This window comes from Turicibacter sp. H121, from assembly GCF_001543345.1.
GTDB lineage: Bacteria > Bacillota_I > Bacilli_A > MOL361 > Turicibacteraceae > Turicibacter > Turicibacter bilis.
Genome location: NZ_CP013476.1, coordinates 1,551,459 through 1,569,976, shown reverse-complemented (window position 1 = coordinate 1,569,976; position 18,518 = coordinate 1,551,459). Strand labels below are relative to the sequence as shown.

The 18,518-nt window shown below is 32.9% G+C and carries 16 protein-coding genes and 1 riboswitch; of the genes, 1 reads left to right on the top strand and 15 read right to left on the bottom strand.

The window, feature by feature from the left end; translation table 11 throughout:
- Positions 1-251: 251 nt before the first annotated feature.
- The 11 genes from AT726_RS07590 to AT726_RS07540 all read right to left on the bottom strand — a co-directional run bounded on the left by AT726_RS07590 (position 252) and on the right by AT726_RS07540 (position 14,697).
- The gene (locus tag AT726_RS07590) at positions 252-1,889 is read right to left on the bottom strand and encodes a glycoside hydrolase family 13 protein (protein ID WP_055241302.1); all 1,638 of its coding nucleotides are present in this window, start codon (positions 1,887-1,889) and stop codon (positions 252-254) included.
- Between the two features lie 147 nt (positions 1,890-2,036).
- Positions 2,037-3,215 carry a sugar ABC transporter substrate-binding protein gene (locus tag AT726_RS07585; protein ID WP_055241304.1) on the bottom strand — a complete coding sequence of 393 codons (1,179 nt, stop codon included), beginning with the start codon at positions 3,213-3,215 and terminating at the stop codon, positions 2,037-2,039.
- A 218-nt stretch (positions 3,216-3,433) separates the two neighbouring features.
- Complete coding sequence (locus AT726_RS07580; protein ID WP_055241307.1) at positions 3,434-4,093, bottom strand: ECF transporter S component; 660 nt, start codon at positions 4,091-4,093, stop codon at positions 3,434-3,436.
- 114 nt (positions 4,094-4,207) lie between these two features.
- A riboswitch (FMN riboswitch) is annotated at positions 4,208-4,322 on the bottom strand.
- Between the two features lie 79 nt (positions 4,323-4,401).
- Positions 4,402-5,109: a GntR family transcriptional regulator gene (locus AT726_RS07575; RefSeq protein ID WP_055304806.1), complete on the bottom strand. Its 708-nt coding sequence runs from the start codon at positions 5,107-5,109 to the stop codon at positions 4,402-4,404.
- A 54-nt stretch (positions 5,110-5,163) separates the two neighbouring features.
- Positions 5,164-5,997, bottom strand: coding sequence for a RecX family transcriptional regulator (locus tag AT726_RS07570; RefSeq protein WP_237297243.1), 834 nt, complete (start codon positions 5,995-5,997; stop codon positions 5,164-5,166).
- Entirely contained in the window at positions 5,978-7,114 is a 1,137-nt protein-coding gene (locus AT726_RS07565; protein WP_055241311.1) for an MGDG synthase family glycosyltransferase, read from the bottom strand. The genes AT726_RS07570 and AT726_RS07565 overlap by 20 nt, the downstream gene beginning before the upstream one ends.
- A gap of 570 nt (positions 7,115-7,684) precedes the next feature.
- Positions 7,685-9,574, bottom strand: a complete 1,890-nt coding sequence (locus AT726_RS07560) for an N-acetylmuramoyl-L-alanine amidase family protein (protein WP_055275970.1) — start codon at positions 9,572-9,574, stop codon at positions 7,685-7,687.
- Between the two features lie 255 nt (positions 9,575-9,829).
- Positions 9,830-10,990 (bottom strand): pyridoxal phosphate-dependent aminotransferase, encoded by a 1,161-nt coding sequence (locus AT726_RS07555; RefSeq protein ID WP_055275968.1) that lies wholly within the window; start codon positions 10,988-10,990, stop codon positions 9,830-9,832.
- 82 nt (positions 10,991-11,072) lie between these two features.
- Positions 11,073-12,419 carry a sensor histidine kinase gene (locus AT726_RS07550; RefSeq protein ID WP_237297023.1) on the bottom strand — a complete coding sequence of 449 codons (1,347 nt, stop codon included), beginning with the start codon at positions 12,417-12,419 and terminating at the stop codon, positions 11,073-11,075.
- A gap of 56 nt (positions 12,420-12,475) precedes the next feature.
- On the bottom strand, positions 12,476-13,156 hold the full coding sequence (locus AT726_RS07545) for a response regulator transcription factor (protein WP_055241320.1): 681 nt from the start codon (positions 13,154-13,156) through the stop codon (positions 12,476-12,478).
- A gap of 542 nt (positions 13,157-13,698) precedes the next feature.
- On the bottom strand, positions 13,699-14,697 hold the full coding sequence (locus AT726_RS07540; protein WP_055275964.1) for a LolA family protein: 999 nt from the start codon (positions 14,695-14,697) through the stop codon (positions 13,699-13,701).
- A 134-nt stretch (positions 14,698-14,831) separates the two neighbouring features.
- Between AT726_RS07540 and AT726_RS07535 the strand changes: the two genes are divergently transcribed.
- Positions 14,832-15,035: a DUF378 domain-containing protein gene (locus AT726_RS07535; RefSeq protein WP_055241323.1), complete on the top strand. Its 204-nt coding sequence runs from the start codon at positions 14,832-14,834 to the stop codon at positions 15,033-15,035.
- Positions 15,036-15,071: 36 nt separating this feature from the next.
- Here the strand turns inward: AT726_RS07535 and acpS are convergent, their stop codons facing one another.
- The 4 genes from acpS to AT726_RS07515 form a co-directional block, all read right to left on the bottom strand.
- Entirely contained in the window at positions 15,072-15,413 is a 342-nt protein-coding gene (acpS, locus tag AT726_RS07530) for a holo-ACP synthase (RefSeq protein ID WP_055241325.1), read from the bottom strand.
- 86 nt (positions 15,414-15,499) lie between these two features.
- Positions 15,500-17,119 carry a chaperonin GroEL gene (gene groL, locus AT726_RS07525; protein WP_055275962.1) on the bottom strand — a complete coding sequence of 540 codons (1,620 nt, stop codon included), beginning with the start codon at positions 17,117-17,119 and terminating at the stop codon, positions 15,500-15,502.
- 51 nt (positions 17,120-17,170) lie between these two features.
- Positions 17,171-17,458: a co-chaperone GroES gene (locus AT726_RS07520; protein ID WP_068759323.1), complete on the bottom strand. Its 288-nt coding sequence runs from the start codon at positions 17,456-17,458 to the stop codon at positions 17,171-17,173.
- A 234-nt stretch (positions 17,459-17,692) separates the two neighbouring features.
- Complete coding sequence (locus tag AT726_RS07515) at positions 17,693-18,355, bottom strand: ECF transporter S component (protein WP_068759772.1); 663 nt, start codon at positions 18,353-18,355, stop codon at positions 17,693-17,695.
- Between the last annotated feature and the right edge of the window lie 163 nt (positions 18,356-18,518).

The window sequence follows — 18,518 nt, the reverse complement described above, 5'->3', positions numbered from 1 at the left end:
CTTTATATCATTCTCTCTGTTCTTACTTTAATTGTTCCATATAATTATGTCCAAAATGTGTCCTAAAAGAGAATTTGTCCCCAAAATAAGCATAAATGAATGATTTTATCAGATTTTATACCTTTTTTTCATAAAAATGTTCCGAATTCTTCATATTTTTTATTTTACTTTTTGTATCCGCTTCCAATTGTTGTTTTTTGACTCATTGCAAAAAAAGGCACCGCTTCAACAAAAACGGTGCCTTTTAGTCATTATTTTTTTAATTCAAAGATTACTGTTTCATAAGGTCGTAATTTAAGAGATGAAAGATTATAATCTGTTGCATCATAATTTGACAGAATCACTTGATTCACTTCTCCTTCAATAGCTCTTGTTACCTCTTCTTCACTGAAGTTTGCCACTAATAATAATTTATAGTTCTCATCTTCACGAATATAAGCAAAAATTTGCTCATCATCTGGTAGTAATAACTTATATTCTCCATAAATAATCGTATCACTATATTCACTATTTTTTCGTAAATCAATTAATTTCTTATAATGATAGAAAATAGAATCTTTATTATCTAATGCATTGGATACATTAATTGATTCATAGTTTGGATTAACTTGTAGCCAAGGTTGACCTGTTGTAAATCCGGCATGTTCTGATCCATCCCATTGCATTGGTGTACGCGCATTATCACGGCCATTTTTCCAAATAGCATCCATCATCTGCTCATGTGTATAACCTTTTTTCAAATTATCTCGATAAAATTGTAATGTCTCAATATCGTTATATTGATCAAGTGATTCGAAATGAACATTCGTCATCCCAATTTCTTCACCTTGATAAATATAAGGCGTTCCTTGCATTAAATGTAAGATTGAGGCAAACATTTTAGCGGTTTCCACACGATATTCTTTATCATTTCCCCAACGAGAAACAATACGTGGTAAATCGTGATTATTCCAAAACAATGAATTCCAACCTTCACCATTCAAGGATGTTTGCCATTTACTCATAATTTCTTTAAATTTGATAAAATCAAATGTTGTTGGACGCCATTTTCCCTCTTGTGGATCCCAGTCAATAGAGGCATGTTCAAATTGGAAAACCATCGATAACTCATGACGTTTTGGATCAGAGTATAATTTCGCAATTTCAGGGGTTGCTCCCCATGTTTCACCAACAGTTAATACATCATAATTTCCAAAAGACTTATGATTCATCTCTTGTAAAAATGGATGAAGTTGTGGACCATTTCCTGTAATCTTACGATCAACCTCTTTTCCAATTAAATCTATTACATCCATACGGAAGCCACCAATGCCCTTTTCAAGCCAAAAATTCATCATTTGATGAACTTCTTCTCGTACTTTTGGATTTTCCCAGTTTAAATCTGGTTGACGTTTACTAAATAAATGGAAATAATACTGACCAGTTGTCTCGTCATATTCCCAGGCTGGCCCTGAGAACGTTGAGCCTAAATCGTTTGGTACTCCACCATCTTCTGCAGGATCACGCCAAATATAATAATCACGATATGGATTATCTTTTGATTTTTTTGCCTCTAAAAACCAAGGATGTTCATCACTTGTATGATTAACAACTAAATCCATCACCAAACGAATCCCACGAGCATTTGCTTCTTCAATTAATTCATCCATATCTGCCATCGTTCCGAACTCCGGTGCGATATCTTGATAATCAGAAATATCGTACCCATTATCATCCATCGGTGATTTATAAACGGGGGATAGCCAAATCACATCAATCCCAAGCTCTTTTAAATAATCTAATTTTTCAATAATTCCTCTTAAATCTCCTACACCATTTCCACTCGTATCTTTAAAACTTCTTGGATAAATCTGATACACGACTGAACGATGCCACCATTTTTTCTCCATAAATATATCCCCCTTTTCATAACACTAATTAAAGCGCTTCAAGTCATACTCTTATTATATCTACCCTTACCTAGAAACACAATGAACAACTTCCTAAAACCGATTACCTATTTAAATAAAAAAAGCAGGAATATTTAATCCTACTCTTTATTGAATGACACTTTCTAATTCATCATTAATACAACCAACAGCCTCATCCATAATGGATTGAATCCGATCAGGCATCATTAAAAATTGTTGTGCAGCTTGCTGAAATGGTAAATAAACATAACTAAATTCAACTTGATTCGGAAGAGGCACTGAACGGTGTAATTGTTTTTTTATCACCGTATAATAAGCATCCTGTGAAATCAAATTCTCATAATCTACAGGGGCAATTGCACGATTCATTTCATAACGAGCTGCTGCAACCTCATCAGTTAACAAGAATTTTAAGTACTCAATCGCTAACTCTTTATCTTGACTCAAACGTGTCACTTGATACGTATCAATCCTCATATAAGTATACGGCAAAATTTCCTCGACAAAGTTCGGAATCGCTTGATATCCTAAATTGGGATAAACCGTCTCTAAAGACGGAATTAAAGATGCCGGTGCAATCATTAAATCAGTTATATGATTAATAAATGACTGATATACATCAAACTCATCATTGTAAAGAAGTTTCTTATCAAGCAAATGAAGCATAGCGGTTAGCCCTTGTATCGATTCTTCCTTGTTTAGTCCAATATCATAAAAATTTGTATCACCAAAATTATCAATCCCAACCGTGTATCCTCCAAATCCAGTAATAAATGGATTAATATGATAAATACTCTGATAATCAATCGCTAAAGATACATCGGTATAATCATTTAATTGAGCAAAGGAGCTAATACCATCTTCAAATATTTCTTTATTATAAAATAGAATATCTGTTTGAGCATTATATGGAATCCCATAGTACTCACCTTTTACCTTAAATCCTGATTTAACAGTGGGTAGTATATTGAATGTTTCAAACACTTCACTAATTGGACTAATGGCATTCATCGCAACTAAATCCGAAATCAATGTGTGGGAAGCTGTAATAATATCAGGGGATTCAGATGAAGTAATATACAAAGGAAGTGTAGAGAGAACTTGTTCAGATGTGACAATTTTCATCTGTACATCTACATCGTACATTGATTCAAATCTTGGATTCAAATCTTTTAACACTTCGTATTCTTCACTGCTCACCCATACATGTAACACTTTTTCTGAACCTAATGTCAATTCATTTACATGGCGATATAAACCGATAGATACTAAGATAAATAAAATAACATATATAATCTTTTTCATCTGATTCCCCTTCGATTTTTATTAGTCTCTATATAAAATTTGATAAATAATTTACATCAACTACGAAAAAGTTCAAGAATTTAAACGTTAGACATATAAGCTATCTGTAGCAATAATAACTTTATGCTATGTGAAAACTTTACTATTTCTTATATCCTTCATTATATCAAAAAAAGAGGAGGTAAACACCTCCTCCCTAAATTACATCATAATTTGTTTTATTCTGACACCACTGGTGATAATTTCAGGTTTTTTAAAATCTTTTGAAGTGCAACTAATAAGCGCGGTGCAATCATTTCATATATACCTAAAACAAGTAATCCTTTAATTGCATTGAATGGGAGATAAACAAATGCAATCGCCGCTCCATATCCTAAATCAAATGGTAATCCTGGAATAAATGATTCTAGCGTTGCCCAACCAATTACATCTGTAAACCATAATCCACCGAAGTAAATTGGTGTAATAAATAAGTAGTTACAAAGTGTTAAAATAGAAGAAAATCCAGTAATCACTAATAAAAAACGTAATGATTTGTTTACGACTGTAGTTCCAGAAAGATATTTTTTTACAAGTACGTATAAACAAGCCATTGTTGTTGAGGCAATGAATGCTGTAATGGATCCAATATGCATAGGTGTTGCACTCATTCCTAACATAATATTTACAATTGATTTAGCAGCCGCGACAATAATAGCCGGAACTAACCCAAATACCTCAACTGTTAATAAAACAATTAACTCACTTAAATCAAATTTTAAAAATGGAACGGGTGGATAAGGGATTTCAATTAACATTAAAATAGCCCCTAACGCAATAAAAACTCCTAATAAAACAAGACTTTTTGTGTTACTTAATAAATTTTTAGAGTTATTCATATACTCTCCTCCTAAATTAAGATATTTTTGTAAATAAAAACTTTTTGTGAAATGCAAAAAGATCTCACGTTAATAAATCTTCGTGAGATATATCTAAAAAAGAGTATATCAAAAACGAATCTTCTCCCATCCAGACTATAACTGTCGGCTCTGGAATTTAACCAGATCAACCATACGGCTTGCGGGCTATACCGCCGGTAGGGACTTACACCCTGCCTCGAAGATTTATTAAATGAATTCAATTTACAGTGTAATTTTAGCTCTTAGTCATATATTTGTCAACTCTGATATTGATTTTTTTCTTATTATTACCATTTTCGACGTGAGTGAATCATGACCTTGTAATTTTGAGGATTTGCATAAGTCTCAACAAATTCAAGCACTTGGCCATTCATTAAAATAGACGTTAACTCTAAATAAATGAGTGGATCATGCAATGGCAGTTCTAATAATTCCGATACCTGTTCATCTGCTTTGATAGCCGAAACCATCTGAGAACCAGAAGCAATTTTAACATTCAATTCTTGATCCAGAAACGCATAAATTGAACTATGAATCACTGACTCTGGTAATTCTTTCACAACCGATAATGGAATATAAGTATGCTCAAGCGTCATTGGTCTATCATCTGCCATTCGCAGCCTTAATAAACTATGAACACGATCATTCACTTTAATTTCTAGATGCTTAGCTATCCGTTCGTCAGCTTCAATAATTTCATAATTCACAACCTTTGTATGAGGCCGCATCCCTTTACTACTAATTTCTGAAGTGAATCCAACTAACTCTGCAACCGGTTCATGTAGCTTATCATCAGCTACAAAAGTTCCAACCTTATCCTTACGATATAATTTACCTTCTCTTATTAGTGCTTCAATAGCTTTTCTAGCTGTCATTCGAGATACTTCATATTTAATAGCTAAATCTCGTTCTGATTGAATCATTGCATTAGGAACTAGCTGTTTAATATCGTCTTCAATTAATTGCTTAACTTTCAAATAGATTGGTTGTGACATTAAAAATTCTCCTTCTATCGAATTGAAAAGAGGCCCTAAAGAGCCCCTCTCTTATTATTCATCTTCTAACTCTTCACAAATACGTTCATAAACTGTTGAAATATCATCGTAGCTAAATCCCTTTCGCATTAGCGACTGAACCACTTTTGTCTTTTTCTCATATCCCATAAGACGGTGATGCTTACGATAAAGTTTTTCAATTTCCTTAACCAAAATTGGGTTCTCTCCCTCACTGTCTTCTACAAGTTTAATATTTTCAATTGCCTTGTCAATGACAGATCGATTAAATCCTTTGGTCATTAAATGTTGACAAATCTTTTGTTTAATAAAGTGAGGCCCGTATTTTGTATTCATACGAACGACCTGATTAGCAAGTTTTGTTGCATGCTCAATCTGTATTTCTTCTTCATAAACTGGCATGTATTGATTAATCAAACGATCAGAAATTCCTTTTTGTAACAATTCTTGTTTGACTTTATTAGGACCTTTCTTTCCCATAATCACCTGATGATTAATATAAGAACTGGTATATTGTTCATCATTCAATAATCCCACATCAACTAAACGTTTTAAAACTTCTTGGATAATTTCAATCTCATACTCTTTAGCCTCTAGTTTCTCATAAATTTGTGCTGTCGTATAAGATTTTCGAGATAATAAATTTAGAGCATATTGATAAGCACGCCCTAAATCTAGCTTTCCATTTAGTTCTGTAATTTGACATTCATCTAATTCTTTACCTTCAACCAGACGGAACTTTAAAACTAATTCCTCATGAACAGGCAATAAAACAACATGTTGATTCGGTGTTTGAATCGCTACTTCATAATCTTGAGCTTTTAAGTGTGTTAATTTTAACACTTTATAACTACTGCTTGTAATATTCATCACTATCTTTTAACACATCCTCAACAATTGTTTTTGCAGAATATTCACGAGATAATTGCTTAATATTATTTTTCATCTCATCAAGAAGTCCTTCTTCATTTAAAATAATTAACACATGATAAATCAATTCTGACTCACTTGAAACAATGACTGCTGCATTTTTATCTGAGAAGTATTTAGCATTTTCAAGTTCTTGTCCATATACTGGATTGTATAAAATAACTGGAACACCTTTAACCGCTGCCTCCGTTAATGAAATCCCACCTGGTTTTGTCACCATTAAGTCTGCAATTTCCAATAACTCATGCATTTCCGTACAATATCCTAGCACCTTTAAATTATGATAATCTTTTGACAATTGGACTATTTGGTCATATAACTTCGTGTTATTCCCACATACCACTACGACTTGAATTTCAGGTTGTGAAGCTAAACGTTCGGCAATATCATCTACATGTGAGACAACACCATGTGCTCCAGCAGCTACTAACACTGTTCGTTTAGCTGGATCTAAATCATATTTTCTGTATAGCTCTTGACGATTTAACTCTTTATAAAATTTCCCGTGAATCGGAATTCCTGTTAACATAAATTGATTTTGAGTAAGCCCATTTGCGACTCCCCAAGCAACCATACGATTATTAGCTACATAATGACGACGAGCCCCTTTATATAGCCATAATCCACTCGCATAATAATCTGTAATCACCGTATAAATAGGAATTTTAAATCCCTTTTCCTCTAACGTATATAAAGAAGTCACTGGAAAGACACTAATAATTGCATCTGGTTCAAACGAACGAATCTTATTACGTAATGAACGAATTCCAAATTCTAAGTATGGTTTTAATATCTTAGCTTGGAATGAATCATGAACTGCATAGCTTGATCCGTAATAAAGCATACGATAAACATCTTTTCCAATCGGTTTATAAGTTTTTAAATATGCTTTTTGTAAAGTTTTAGATAGGGTCGGAAATTCTTCAGAGTATAAATCATATTCTTCAACAACCACATTATTATGCTTTAAAAATTCCTCCGTTAATGAACTAGAGACTTGTAAGTGTCCGCTACCAAAAGGAGCAGTTAATATTAATACTTTCTTTGGATTTTCCATTATTTCCTCTCCTTTTTAATGAGTTTCTACTAATATAAAATGTTAAAAATCTAAACAATATGATAACATAAAATACATTTTGTATCCATTATTATTCAGAGACACTTTTAAAAAATTCTGTGACTTATATACCATCAGTTTCACCAAATTTTATTCAACTTATTTTTATTTTGCTCCCCCAAAAAGTGTATATTCTATCTATAATGTATAAAAAGTAGTCACCGTTTACATGAAAAAATTTTACGAATACTACGTTAGCTTGTATTTATGATGTTTTAACATTTTAATTTTAGACAACTTAATATAAATGATTTATCACCTTTTACACAGAAACAGAAGTATATTTTACAATTTCTAATCAGTCTTAGTTCATTAACTGCTAGAGGATGGGTTGCCTCCGCTACGGAGTGAGTTAATGAACTCGTAACTTTCCTCGACTACTAGAGCTTGAGTAACCTACCATTTTCAAACAAAATTTATTTACCGTTGGTAGGCCCCTCAAATTTTTTACGTTGTGAAAAACTTCGAAAGGACTTACATAAAGTAAAAAGAGTGGATTAACCACTCTTTTTACTTTTGATATTTAATACCTAGATATTCGACAGTTGCCTTAACAACTGCTTCTCCCCACGCTTGCCAATTTTCAATCCACTCTTTATAATCTTTTGAATTATCTAAATAAGCATACTCAATTAAAATTGTTTCTGCACCATAATTCGGAATCATTGTGTAATTCTCATTATAATCTAATAGTGCTGAAGACTGCGAAAGACGACCACCCGTCTCACGAATGATATATAAAAAATCCATATAATCACTAGCACAACCATATTCAATTTCATAAGTTGTTCCTGTACATAAATAATACTTCTTATACGATCCTTCTGATACTCTAAACTCATTTTTTTCAGCATCACGAGGATCTTGTCCAGCCTTTGTTAAACTAGTTGCGATTCTTGAAGCCCAATCATTATCGGCAACAACTGAACTATAAATCTCAAACCCTTCTAACGACTTATCAAAAGAGTTTAAATGATTCGATAACATATATTTTGTTTGATAACGATAAACTTGTTCCACACGACCTTCATCAAAGAAGGGAGATTTCCCATAATCAAAATTTCCTGGACCCGCCGGATCTAAATCATCGGTACGCGTTAATTTGACCTTTAATCCATGATCCTCTAAACGCTTTGCAAGATACTTCGATAACTTGAGCGCTTCCTCTGCCTCCGTTAAATCACCCGCCACTGTTCCACCGTCTAAACCACCATGTCCTGGATCAATCAAAATATCATAAACATTCTCAGGTAACTCATCTACTTTCTCGACTTTAAGCGATAACTGACCATTTTTTGGTTGAAGTGTCACTTGATTAGCCTTTTCATTTCTCGTAACGGTATACCACGTTTCACATAAAGAGTCAGTCACATATACGGGTAGATTATTAATTTTTATAATATATTGATCCTCCGCTAAATGGGATAACTCAATCCCTTGATTTCCTTGAGATGAATAAGGCTCATCCACAACAACACGTCCTGAGGAATTAACGAGTTGATACGTTGAAATCTCCTCTTTTAAATCTAATTTTAAATGAAGTGATTCCGCATAAAAATCATGGTCGGCATAATTATAATGTTCTAAATTATTGTTAATCAAAATCAAATCCTGTTCTTCAAATACCAAATTAAATGGTTCAACATTTACTTGATTCACTTGAAGATCTGTATCTTTAACTGACGTTGACAAAAGAAGTTTATTAACGATAGTATCCATCTTTATTGAAACCGTTGGACTATCCTTGAACTTCTCCATTGGAATTGAGACCTCAAGAATAACGGAATCCTGATTTTGACTGATGATTTCTGTTCTTCCTTGCGAACTGATTTGATTAACTAAATCAACGGCCTCATACATTATTGATTTTGTATTAAATTCTATGTTCGAATTTTTTTGAATTTCATGTTCAAATGATAAGATATCATTTTCAATCTTTAAATTAGAGACCGATTGTTCTAACGTATCATTATCTGAAAATGTATTAATAACCTTTTTGACTGTATTTGAAAAAACTAGCCCCTTCTTCTTCGCTTTAAATGTTACCTCATAAGCTTCATTTGGTTCAGTTAATTCAACCTCAAACTTATTTGAACCCGATTCTAACACATATTTCTTATCATTTACTGTAATTTGAATATCTTTATACTTATCGGCAGCTAAGGATTCCCATGTTAATGATAATTTATACATGCTCTCTCCCTCAACCGGATTTAAATCATCCGTCAGTCCGATATTTACTTCTACTTTATCTGTCAGTAATACTTTAATTCCAAAACCAATCCCAAAAAGAATAGTCAAGCAACTAAGAACAAAGATGGTAAATCGTATCTTATTAATTCTGATTCTTTTTCTACGCTGATTTGGACGATAACTATATCCTTTATTATTTTTTTTCATTGCCATCTCTCTTTCAACTAAGCATTTCTTAATCTATCGTTTAAGATGCCTCATTTCAATAGATTATCAACTTGAATTCTCTCCATTTTCAAGTCTTCTATATAGAAGCAGATCCATCATTGACATGACTTACATCCAAGTTAATGCCTTAAAACATGATGGACACAGACTATCTATAGAAGCTATAATCATCTAAACTCAATAGATATAAATTCTGACAGTATTTTATCATAAATAGTTAGCTTAGTTATCATTTTACAAACTTTTTCTAAAATTTTGTATACGGGCAATTCCTTCTTTTAAAACTTCAAAATCACAACAATAAGACAAACGAACATATCCAGAATCCTGCGCTTCAAATGCAACACTCGGAACAACTGCTACTCGTTGTTCTTTTAATAATTCAATAGCGAACTCATATGAACTTAAGCCATAATTACTAGCATCTAGGTATAAATAAAAAGCACCTTCTGGTAAAACAACCTGTTTAAAATATGGTTTTAATTGTTCATATACATAATTACGATTACGCTCATAAAGAGAGCAAATGTTTTTGGTTAATTCCGGATGTTTCAAAGCTTCTAACGTCGCATACTGAGAAATCGTTGAAGCTGAAGCTACAAAGTTTTGATGAACAACTGCAACAATCTGAATGTATTCTTTTGGTCCTAATACGTAACCAATACGCCATCCAGTCATGGCGAATGATTTAGAAACTCCATTTAAAATAAACATACGATCTCTTAAATCCTGATAATCTGATAAAGAAGGACATTCAACTCCATCAAATACAATCTCACGATAAATTTCATCACTAATCACAAAAATAGGATGATCCTTAATACATTCATAAATAGCTTTATTATCTTCCTGAGAAAAAACTTTACCTGTTGGATTACAAGGTGAATTTACTAGAATCGCTTTTGTTTTTGGTGTAATCAGCTCACTTAATACATCTGATTTTACCTTCATCTCATTGGCAATCATATCATATAAAACAACTTTTCCTCCGTACATCTTAACATTACTGTTATACAGTGTGAATGATGGTGAGAAGATAATCACTTCGTCACCTTCTTCTAAAATTGTTTTAAGCACCGCACTGATTGGCTCCGATACCCCCGTTGTCACAACAATTTCACTTTTAGGATCGTAATCTTGATTGTAATGGGTTTGACAATACTCTGCGATAGCTTCTCTTAATTCTAAAACGCCGTATTGATGTGAATAACCGATTGGGCTTCTCATGATACGTTGATGTAATCCCTCATGAATTGTTTCATAAGTATGGTGTGATATATGGGGTTCCCCTAGCGTAAAGTCAATCACATTTTTATAACTATCAGCTAATACTTTCATTTCCCTAATAATTGATGGCTTAACTGTTGTTGCATGACTATTAATTTTAATCTTCATGTCATTCTCCCCTTTTTCTCACTCTATATTTAGTTAATAAAATAGCCATTTGGCTAAGCAAATGACTACTTTACATCCCTACTTATTCATCAAAGTCTGGATCAATATTTAAATCGAAGTAAAACTTCACCCCACGATCAGTATTCATGACTCCATACTTACTGTGATGCATCTTTAAAATTTTACTTGTAATTAATAACCCAAGACCTGTTCCCCCACTATCTCGGTTTCGTGACTTTTCAAGACGATAGAATGGTTCCCAAATACGATCGATTTCAGCTTCTAGAATAAAAATCCCTGTATTTTCAATCTCAAATCGAACTTTATCATCATAACGTTTCAGTGTCACATATATATGGTCTCCATCTGGAGTATAGCGAATTGCATTTGAATATAAGTTTGTTACAACTGTCATAATTTGCTCTGAATCTGCCTCAACATAAACATCATCTAAATCTAAATGAATATGTAGATGTTTCTCGCCCATTAGATGTTCCACTTTCTTATTTAAATGCTCAACCAGCATCTTCAAATTGAAACTACTATATTCTAAAAAATCTTCTGGATTTTCCATCTTCATATAATTTAATGTATCTTGAACCATCAGCGTCATTCGATCAACCTCTTCAATGATCGATTCTAGCTGTAATTTCACATCATCCTGTGACATAGGTTTTGATTTTACTCGTGTTGCAATCCCTTTAATAATGGTTAACGGTGTTTTTAATTCATGAGAAATCGTTGAAAAGAAATTTGAACGCATTTGTTCAAACTCACGCTCACGTGCAATATCATCTTGTAAACGCTCATTCGCAACCTTTAACTTCGTTAACGTATTATTTAAATTATCACTCATTATATTAATATTCGTTGCCAGCTCTTTTAATTCATCATCAGATGTCACTTCACATTTTTCTGTAAAATTGATATTTGCTATATTTTCTGTTACCCGCTTCATATGAAGTAGCGGTTTTGTAATATGTTCGGTCAGCCAAATGGCAAAAAACAGAACTAAAATCGCGAGAATCATAAAAATGAAAATATAGTAATTCGTGAAAACTGATAACATTTCCCCTAAGACCTGCAAAGAATAAGAAACCTCAATAATCCATTGCTCTCCACCCTTAAACGTAATCTTCGTATAATAGTGATATGTTGTCACATTTTCTTCATTCTTGGATTCAAAGAAAATATCATTATCAGTTAAACGATCTAAATTTAACTGCGAAGTATTTGAACTATGAAGCTTGTATTGAACTAAATACTCGCTTTTAAGCTCATTCATATACGAAAAAAAGTCATTGGTGTGTCGCTCAAAATTGGGGACTTCTTCTTTTATATCGTAAACGAGCTGATAAATTTGATTTTGTTTATAACTTGGATAAGCAAAATCATAAAAATAATATTGGGCTGCGATGTCTAAACTCATCGTTGCAAAAAACAAGCCAAAAAGTAATAAAAAAATCTTGGTAGCTAAGCGCAACTTTAGATCACCTCAAATTTATATCCAACTCCAAATACCGTATGAATGTACTTCGCGTATGTTCCTAATTTTTTACGGATTTTTTTAATATGTGTATCCACGACTCGGGTATCACCGAAATAATCAATTCCCCATACCGCATCTAGAATACGATCACGATCTAAAGCAATACGGTGATTTTCAATTAAAAAGACTAATAAATCAAATTCTTTTGGTCTAAAATCGATTAATTCATTATCAATACGAACCGTACGTGATAATTTATTCACAACTAACCCATCAAAAGCAAGCTCATAGGTTTCTACTTCATCTTCTTCATTCACACGAGCTAATAGACGATTTATTTTTGCTACTAAAACTTTATTATCAAATGGTTTTGTAACATAATCATCCACTTTTAAATCATAACCTTTAACTTGATCTTCCACACTAGAGCGCGCTGTTAAAATCATGACTGGTACCTTAGACACTGAGCGAATCTCCTTTAAAACAGAAAACCCATCTCTTCCTGGCATCATTAAATCCAAGAGCACTAAATCAATTTGTTGTGAATGGAATAAACGTAGTGCTTCCTCCCCATCTTTAGCTTCAATCACTTCATAATAATCCGTTAAAAAATCCACTAAAATCTCTCTAATTTTCACTTCATCTTCTGCCACTAATACTTTATATCTTGTACTCATCCTAACACTCTCCAATAGTGAAAAAATATCTATTTAAAATTTAACATAAATGAATACATTTTGTACACACGAAAAACATAGTTTTTTTAATATAAACTAAAGAGTTTCTTTTCACATAGAGGAGGTTTCCATGAAGCAGATGAGTCATCATAAAATAACCTCACTGATTATAATAATCTCTTTAGTCATTGTCATCAGTTTACTGTGTTTAACTATAATCAAATCCATTATATCTTCTAATATCCTATCAGAATCTCCCACTCGTTATACTTAAAAATTACGATTCCTGGGACATAGTCAAATAGTAAGTGAAAAGTGTGAAATTATCATTACATTCGATGATAAAAATTATATTAATCAACTCAAATTAAATTATTCCAATTGTAAGATCATAAAAAATCAAAGTTTTATCCATTTAATCTGATCTATCAACTATTACATTTTTTTGACTAACATAAAAAAGAGAAGCAATCTTTAACTTAGATTACTTCTCTTACTATTAATTTTTATCTACTATTAAAGGTTATCGTCTTTTTTATCTCTTATTTTTCAGCAAGATTTGAAACTGATGCTGCAACTGAAACTAATTGTTCTGTATCCAATGTCTCAGAAACTAAGAAACACTCAACTCCACCTTCAACCCATGTAATTGAATTTTCACTTAACGCACCAATTGTTCCATTAATCATTACAGGTTGACCTGCAACAGATTCCACACCTACTGAATCATTATATGTAACAGGCTCTTGAATCATTGTGAAATCTTGATCACCACTAAATGTCATAATAATACGTTGACCTTCCTCAATGTCAATCGCTTGTTTATTAACTAACGTTGTTCCTTCCGGTAAATAAGCTGGGTATAACTCATCATCTAACACATTGATAACACCTTCACCCATTGTTTCTTGTGAATACTCCATTGTTTGTTGACAATCAAAGTATCCATCTGCAAGTTTTTCATCAAAATTAAATGAAGAGAATTTCATTGAAATACGAGGTTCTCCCTCACTATCAACTACGTAAACTTCTGCTGGAGTTAATGATTTTTTATCAAACGTAATTTTTTGAGAAACTAAATCACGATTTCCATGATAATTAGCTTTAGCCTCAAATGTATAATTCTCTTCTCCAGATTCAAATTTTACTTCAGCATCGTTTAAAATATCAGTCATTAATGATTGATATAAATAAACTTGTGAACTTGATAATGGCCAATCACTTTGGAACTTAAATTGCTTATTTAACGCAGGTGTTAATACAAAGACACCTTCGTCATTCTTTAGTATGATTTGCTCATTGTTTGTTGTTTCATTTTTTAACGTAACTTTGTAATTCTCTGGTTTTTGATAAGCTACCTCAACATTATACTGATACACTTGGCCATTATTATCAACTTCCATCACACCTGTTGCATAATATGACTTAGCATCTTCTAAGTTGCTCGTGAGCTTGTCAACAACGTCTTGCTGAGACATTTCTCCACATGCAGCTAATAGCACGGTAAGCACTACTGCGAACATTAAACATAATTTCTTCATCGCTATCCACCTCTTTATTAAGTTCAATTTCAATTAATACTATGAAATATTAAATTAATTTATGCTTTCTAATACATAAAACTCCCTTATTAATTAAATACTATAAATATCCAAAATAGGAAGGAGCGAAAACTATGTCGTTAATTCAACGTATTGCTTTGATTTTAACGGTAATTGGTGCAATTAACTGGGGTCTTATTGGATTCTTCCAATTCGATCTTGTTGCATTCTTATTTGGCGGACAAGATGCAATCATCTCACGCGTTGTTTACGCCTTAGTAGGAATTGCCGGACTTATTAATATTGGTTTACTATTTGCACCAGATAGACGTTACTAATTCAATAAAAAAATCAGCTAAATTTAGCTGATTTTTTTATGCCCAAATGACAAATGCAACCGCATAATTCTCACAGTGACTAATACTAATATGAACGTTTTCAAGCATTGGGCTTAATAAATAAGGCTTTCCTCGTTCATCATTCATAATACTAAAGTCTTTATATGATTTTCCATCACAATAGGATCCTAACGCTTTATATAAAGCTTCTTTGGCTGCCCAACGTCCTGCTAAAAATTCATTCTGCCTTTTTTCATGCTGGAAGGATTGATATAACCTAAACTCTTCTTCACTTAATAATTTATGGATAAAGCGTTCACGGTGGTTTAATTGTTTAATACGTTTAATCTCGATAATATCTGTTCCGATTCCCTTCATAAAAACCTCCAATAGTTATCTTCTTTATTATAACTTATCTTATTTCATCATAAAAAAAATCTCTAGATAAATCTAGAGATTTTTTATTACATCATTCCCATTCCACCCATATCACTTGGGGCTTGAACTGCTTGTGGCTTTTCAATTTCCACAACAGCTGCTTCAGCAGTTAAGAATGAAGCTGAAATACTCGCTGCATTTTGTAAAGCAGAACGAGTGACTTTCGTTGGATCCACAATACCTGATTTAAACATATCCACAAACTCATCAGTTGCTGCATTATATCCAAATCCCGGATCTAACTCTTTTAATTTATAGACAATAATTGAACCTTCAATTCCAGCATTTTCAGCAATTTGGCGAATTGGGGCTTCTAAAGCTTTTAAAACGATTTGAACCCCAGTTGCCTCATCACCAATTGCTTCAATTTTAGCGACATCATTGTAAATATTCATATAAGCTGTTCCACCACCAGCAACAATCCCTTCTTGAACCGCTGCACGTGTCGCATTTAAAGCATCTTCAATACGTAATTTACGTTCTTTTAATTCAGTTTCAGTCGCTGCCCCAACCTTAATCACGGCAACTCCTCCACTTAATTTTGCTAAACGTTCTAATAATTTCTCTTTATCAAATTCTGAAGTCGTATTTTCTAACTCTGCACGAATTTGAGCAATACGAGCTTGAATATCAATTTGTGAACCAGTTCCTTCAACAATGGTTGTATGATCTTTTGTTACAATCACACGTCCAGCGCGTCCACATTGATCTAATGTTGTATTTTTAAGGTCTAATCCTAACTCCTCAGTAATTAATTGAGCACCAGTTAAAATTGAGATATCTTCAAGCATACGTTTACGACGATCACCAAATCCAGGTGCTTTAACAGCTACCACATTGAATGTTCCACGTAATTTATTAACAACTAATGCTGCTAATGCTTCATTTTCAATATCATCAGCAATGATAATCATTGGACGTCCTGTTTGGACTAACTGCTCAAGAATTGGTAAGATGTCTTGTAACGTACCAACTTTAGAATCTGTCACTAAAATGTATGGATTATCTAAAACAGCTTCCATTTTATCTGTATCTGTCACCATATAAGATGATAAATATCCACGATCAAATTGCATTCCTTCAACAATATCCATTGTTGTTTCAAATCCTTTAGACTCTTCTAAAGTAATCACTCCATCATTACCAACACGTTCCATAGCTTCAGCAATTAATTTCCCGATTTCTTCATCTGCAGCAGAAATCGCAGCTACGTTAGCAATTGATTCTTTTCCTTCTATCGGCTTAGAATTAGCCTTTAATGCTTCAACAGCCACTTTCACAGCACGCTCGATTCCACGACGAATCGTTATTGGATTAGCTCCCGCTACAATATTTTTATTTCCTTCACGAATCATCGCTTGAGCTAAAACCGTTGCCGTTGTTGTTCCATCTCCAGCTACATCATTCGTACGGCTTGCAACTTGAGCTACTAAACGAGCTCCCATATTTTCAAACTTATCTTCTAATTCAATTTCTTTTGCAATTGAAACCCCATCATTAATAATTTGAGGTGCTCCAAACTTTTGCTCTAAAATGACATTTCGACCTTTTGGTCCTAAAGTTACTTTTACTGTATCCGCTAATTTATCCACTCCACGAATCATCGCACGACGTGCATCTTCAGCAAATAAAATTTCTTTTGCCATAATATTAAATCCTCCCTTAAATCAAAATTAATATATTAAACTAAATTTAACTTACTCAACAATTGCTAAAATATCATCTTGGGATAAAATAACTAATTCTTTTCCTTGATGTGAGACCTTTGTTCCACCAAATCCGTTATAGATAACACGTTGCCCCACCTCAACAGTTATTGGATGACGTTTCCCATTATCTAATAACTTTCCATCACCAATGGCAACTACAACTCCTTCTGAATGCTTTGGTTTTGAAGCTTCTCCCGAAAGAATGATTCCACTAGCTGTTGTCTTTTCAACCTCAACAACCTCAAGTACAACATTATTGTTTAATGGTTTTAACATGTATGTCCCTCCTCGTTTTAGCACTCTACCTATATGAGTGCTATTAAATAAATTATACAAAGATGAATAAATAATGGCAATACTTTAAACCAAAATCCTTTTTATTATAGTCTACCTAATGATTAATATGCTTAATATTAACATTTATTCCTATTCTTCTATCAAAATCACCTACTAAAATCAATTATTTGACGAATCAAAAAAAGCTAGGAAAATTACTCCTAGCTTAAAGCTCTAGCGTTCAACTTTATTTAACTTTATATTCATATGAGTTAAGCCCATTTTTTGAGCCATTGGCTCTAGTACTTTTACTAATGGTACAATTACAACTGTAGCTACACAGGCTTCTAAAAGACCATTTGTAAATACCAATCCAATTAAGGCTATTAATAACTGTGTTGTATCTAACCCTTGAGCAGCTGCATAACTTGGTCCAAAAAAGATATAAATCATTCCTAATACCATCGCCGTATGTAGAACTGTACACAATAGTGCTGTTACGCCTCCGCCAATCATATTTTTATCTCGATTTTTAAACCAACTATAAATTAAACCACCTAATACGCCTAACAATACACGAGGTACAATAGCAATAACTAAGCTCATGAAATTTCCGTGATACTCGCCAAGCGAATAAAAAGGCGTAAATACAAATGATAAAATCGTTGGATTAATCGTGGCATTGACAACACTCGAAATCCCAAAGACAAGACCAGTAATTGCACCCCCTTTGATTCCTAATAAAATCCCTGCTAAAATAACCGGAATATGCATGGTTGTGGCCTTCATCGGCCCAATTGGAATAAATCCAAGAGGGGTAAACATCAATAATACCTCAATACTACAAAACACGGTGACTAAAACTAAATACTTGGTTTTCTTACTTGATTGATTCATTTCTTTCTCCTCCACTGTCGCTTCTTCTGAATGCAACGTCTTGAATAATATTTTTAATCCCCCTAACGCTTTACTTAATTGATGTCAACTGATCATCATTAAGTCTCATTAGTAGAATTACTTCTCCTATTATATTTAAATCTGTGATTACTTTCAATAACAA

Coding starts and splice junctions, on each gene's coding strand:
- AT726_RS07590 (WP_055241302.1), bottom strand. CDS start 1,889: ATGGAGAAAAAATGGTGGCATCGTTCAGTCGTGTATCAGATTTATCCA.
- AT726_RS07585 (WP_055241304.1), bottom strand. CDS start 3,215: ATGAAAAAGATTATATATGTTATTTTATTTATCTTAGTATCTATCGGT.
- AT726_RS07580 (WP_055241307.1), bottom strand. CDS start 4,093: ATGAATAACTCTAAAAATTTATTAAGTAACACAAAAAGTCTTGTTTTA.
- AT726_RS07575 (WP_055304806.1), bottom strand. CDS start 5,109: ATGTCACAACCAATCTATTTGAAAGTTAAGCAATTAATTGAAGACGAT.
- AT726_RS07570 (WP_237297243.1), bottom strand. CDS start 5,997: ATGAATATTACAAGCAGTAGTTATAAAGTGTTAAAATTAACACACTTA.
- AT726_RS07565 (WP_055241311.1), bottom strand. CDS start 7,114: ATGGAAAATCCAAAGAAAGTATTAATATTAACTGCTCCTTTTGGTAGC.
- AT726_RS07560 (WP_055275970.1), bottom strand. CDS start 9,574: ATGAAAAAAAATAATAAAGGATATAGTTATCGTCCAAATCAGCGTAGA.
- AT726_RS07555 (WP_055275968.1), bottom strand. CDS start 10,990: ATGAAGATTAAAATTAATAGTCATGCAACAACAGTTAAGCCATCAATT.
- AT726_RS07550 (WP_237297023.1), bottom strand. CDS start 12,419: ATGAGTTTAGACATCGCAGCCCAATATTATTTTTATGATTTTGCTTAT.
- AT726_RS07545 (WP_055241320.1), bottom strand. CDS start 13,156: ATGAGTACAAGATATAAAGTATTAGTGGCAGAAGATGAAGTGAAAATT.
- AT726_RS07540 (WP_055275964.1), bottom strand. CDS start 14,697: ATGAAGAAATTATGTTTAATGTTCGCAGTAGTGCTTACCGTGCTATTA.
- AT726_RS07535 (WP_055241323.1), top strand. CDS start 14,832: ATGTCGTTAATTCAACGTATTGCTTTGATTTTAACGGTAATTGGTGCA.
- acpS (WP_055241325.1), bottom strand. CDS start 15,413: ATGAAGGGAATCGGAACAGATATTATCGAGATTAAACGTATTAAACAA.
- groL (WP_055275962.1), bottom strand. CDS start 17,119: ATGGCAAAAGAAATTTTATTTGCTGAAGATGCACGTCGTGCGATGATT.
- AT726_RS07520 (WP_068759323.1), bottom strand. CDS start 17,458: ATGTTAAAACCATTAAACAATAATGTTGTACTTGAGGTTGTTGAGGTT.
- AT726_RS07515 (WP_068759772.1), bottom strand. CDS start 18,355: ATGAATCAATCAAGTAAGAAAACCAAGTATTTAGTTTTAGTCACCGTG.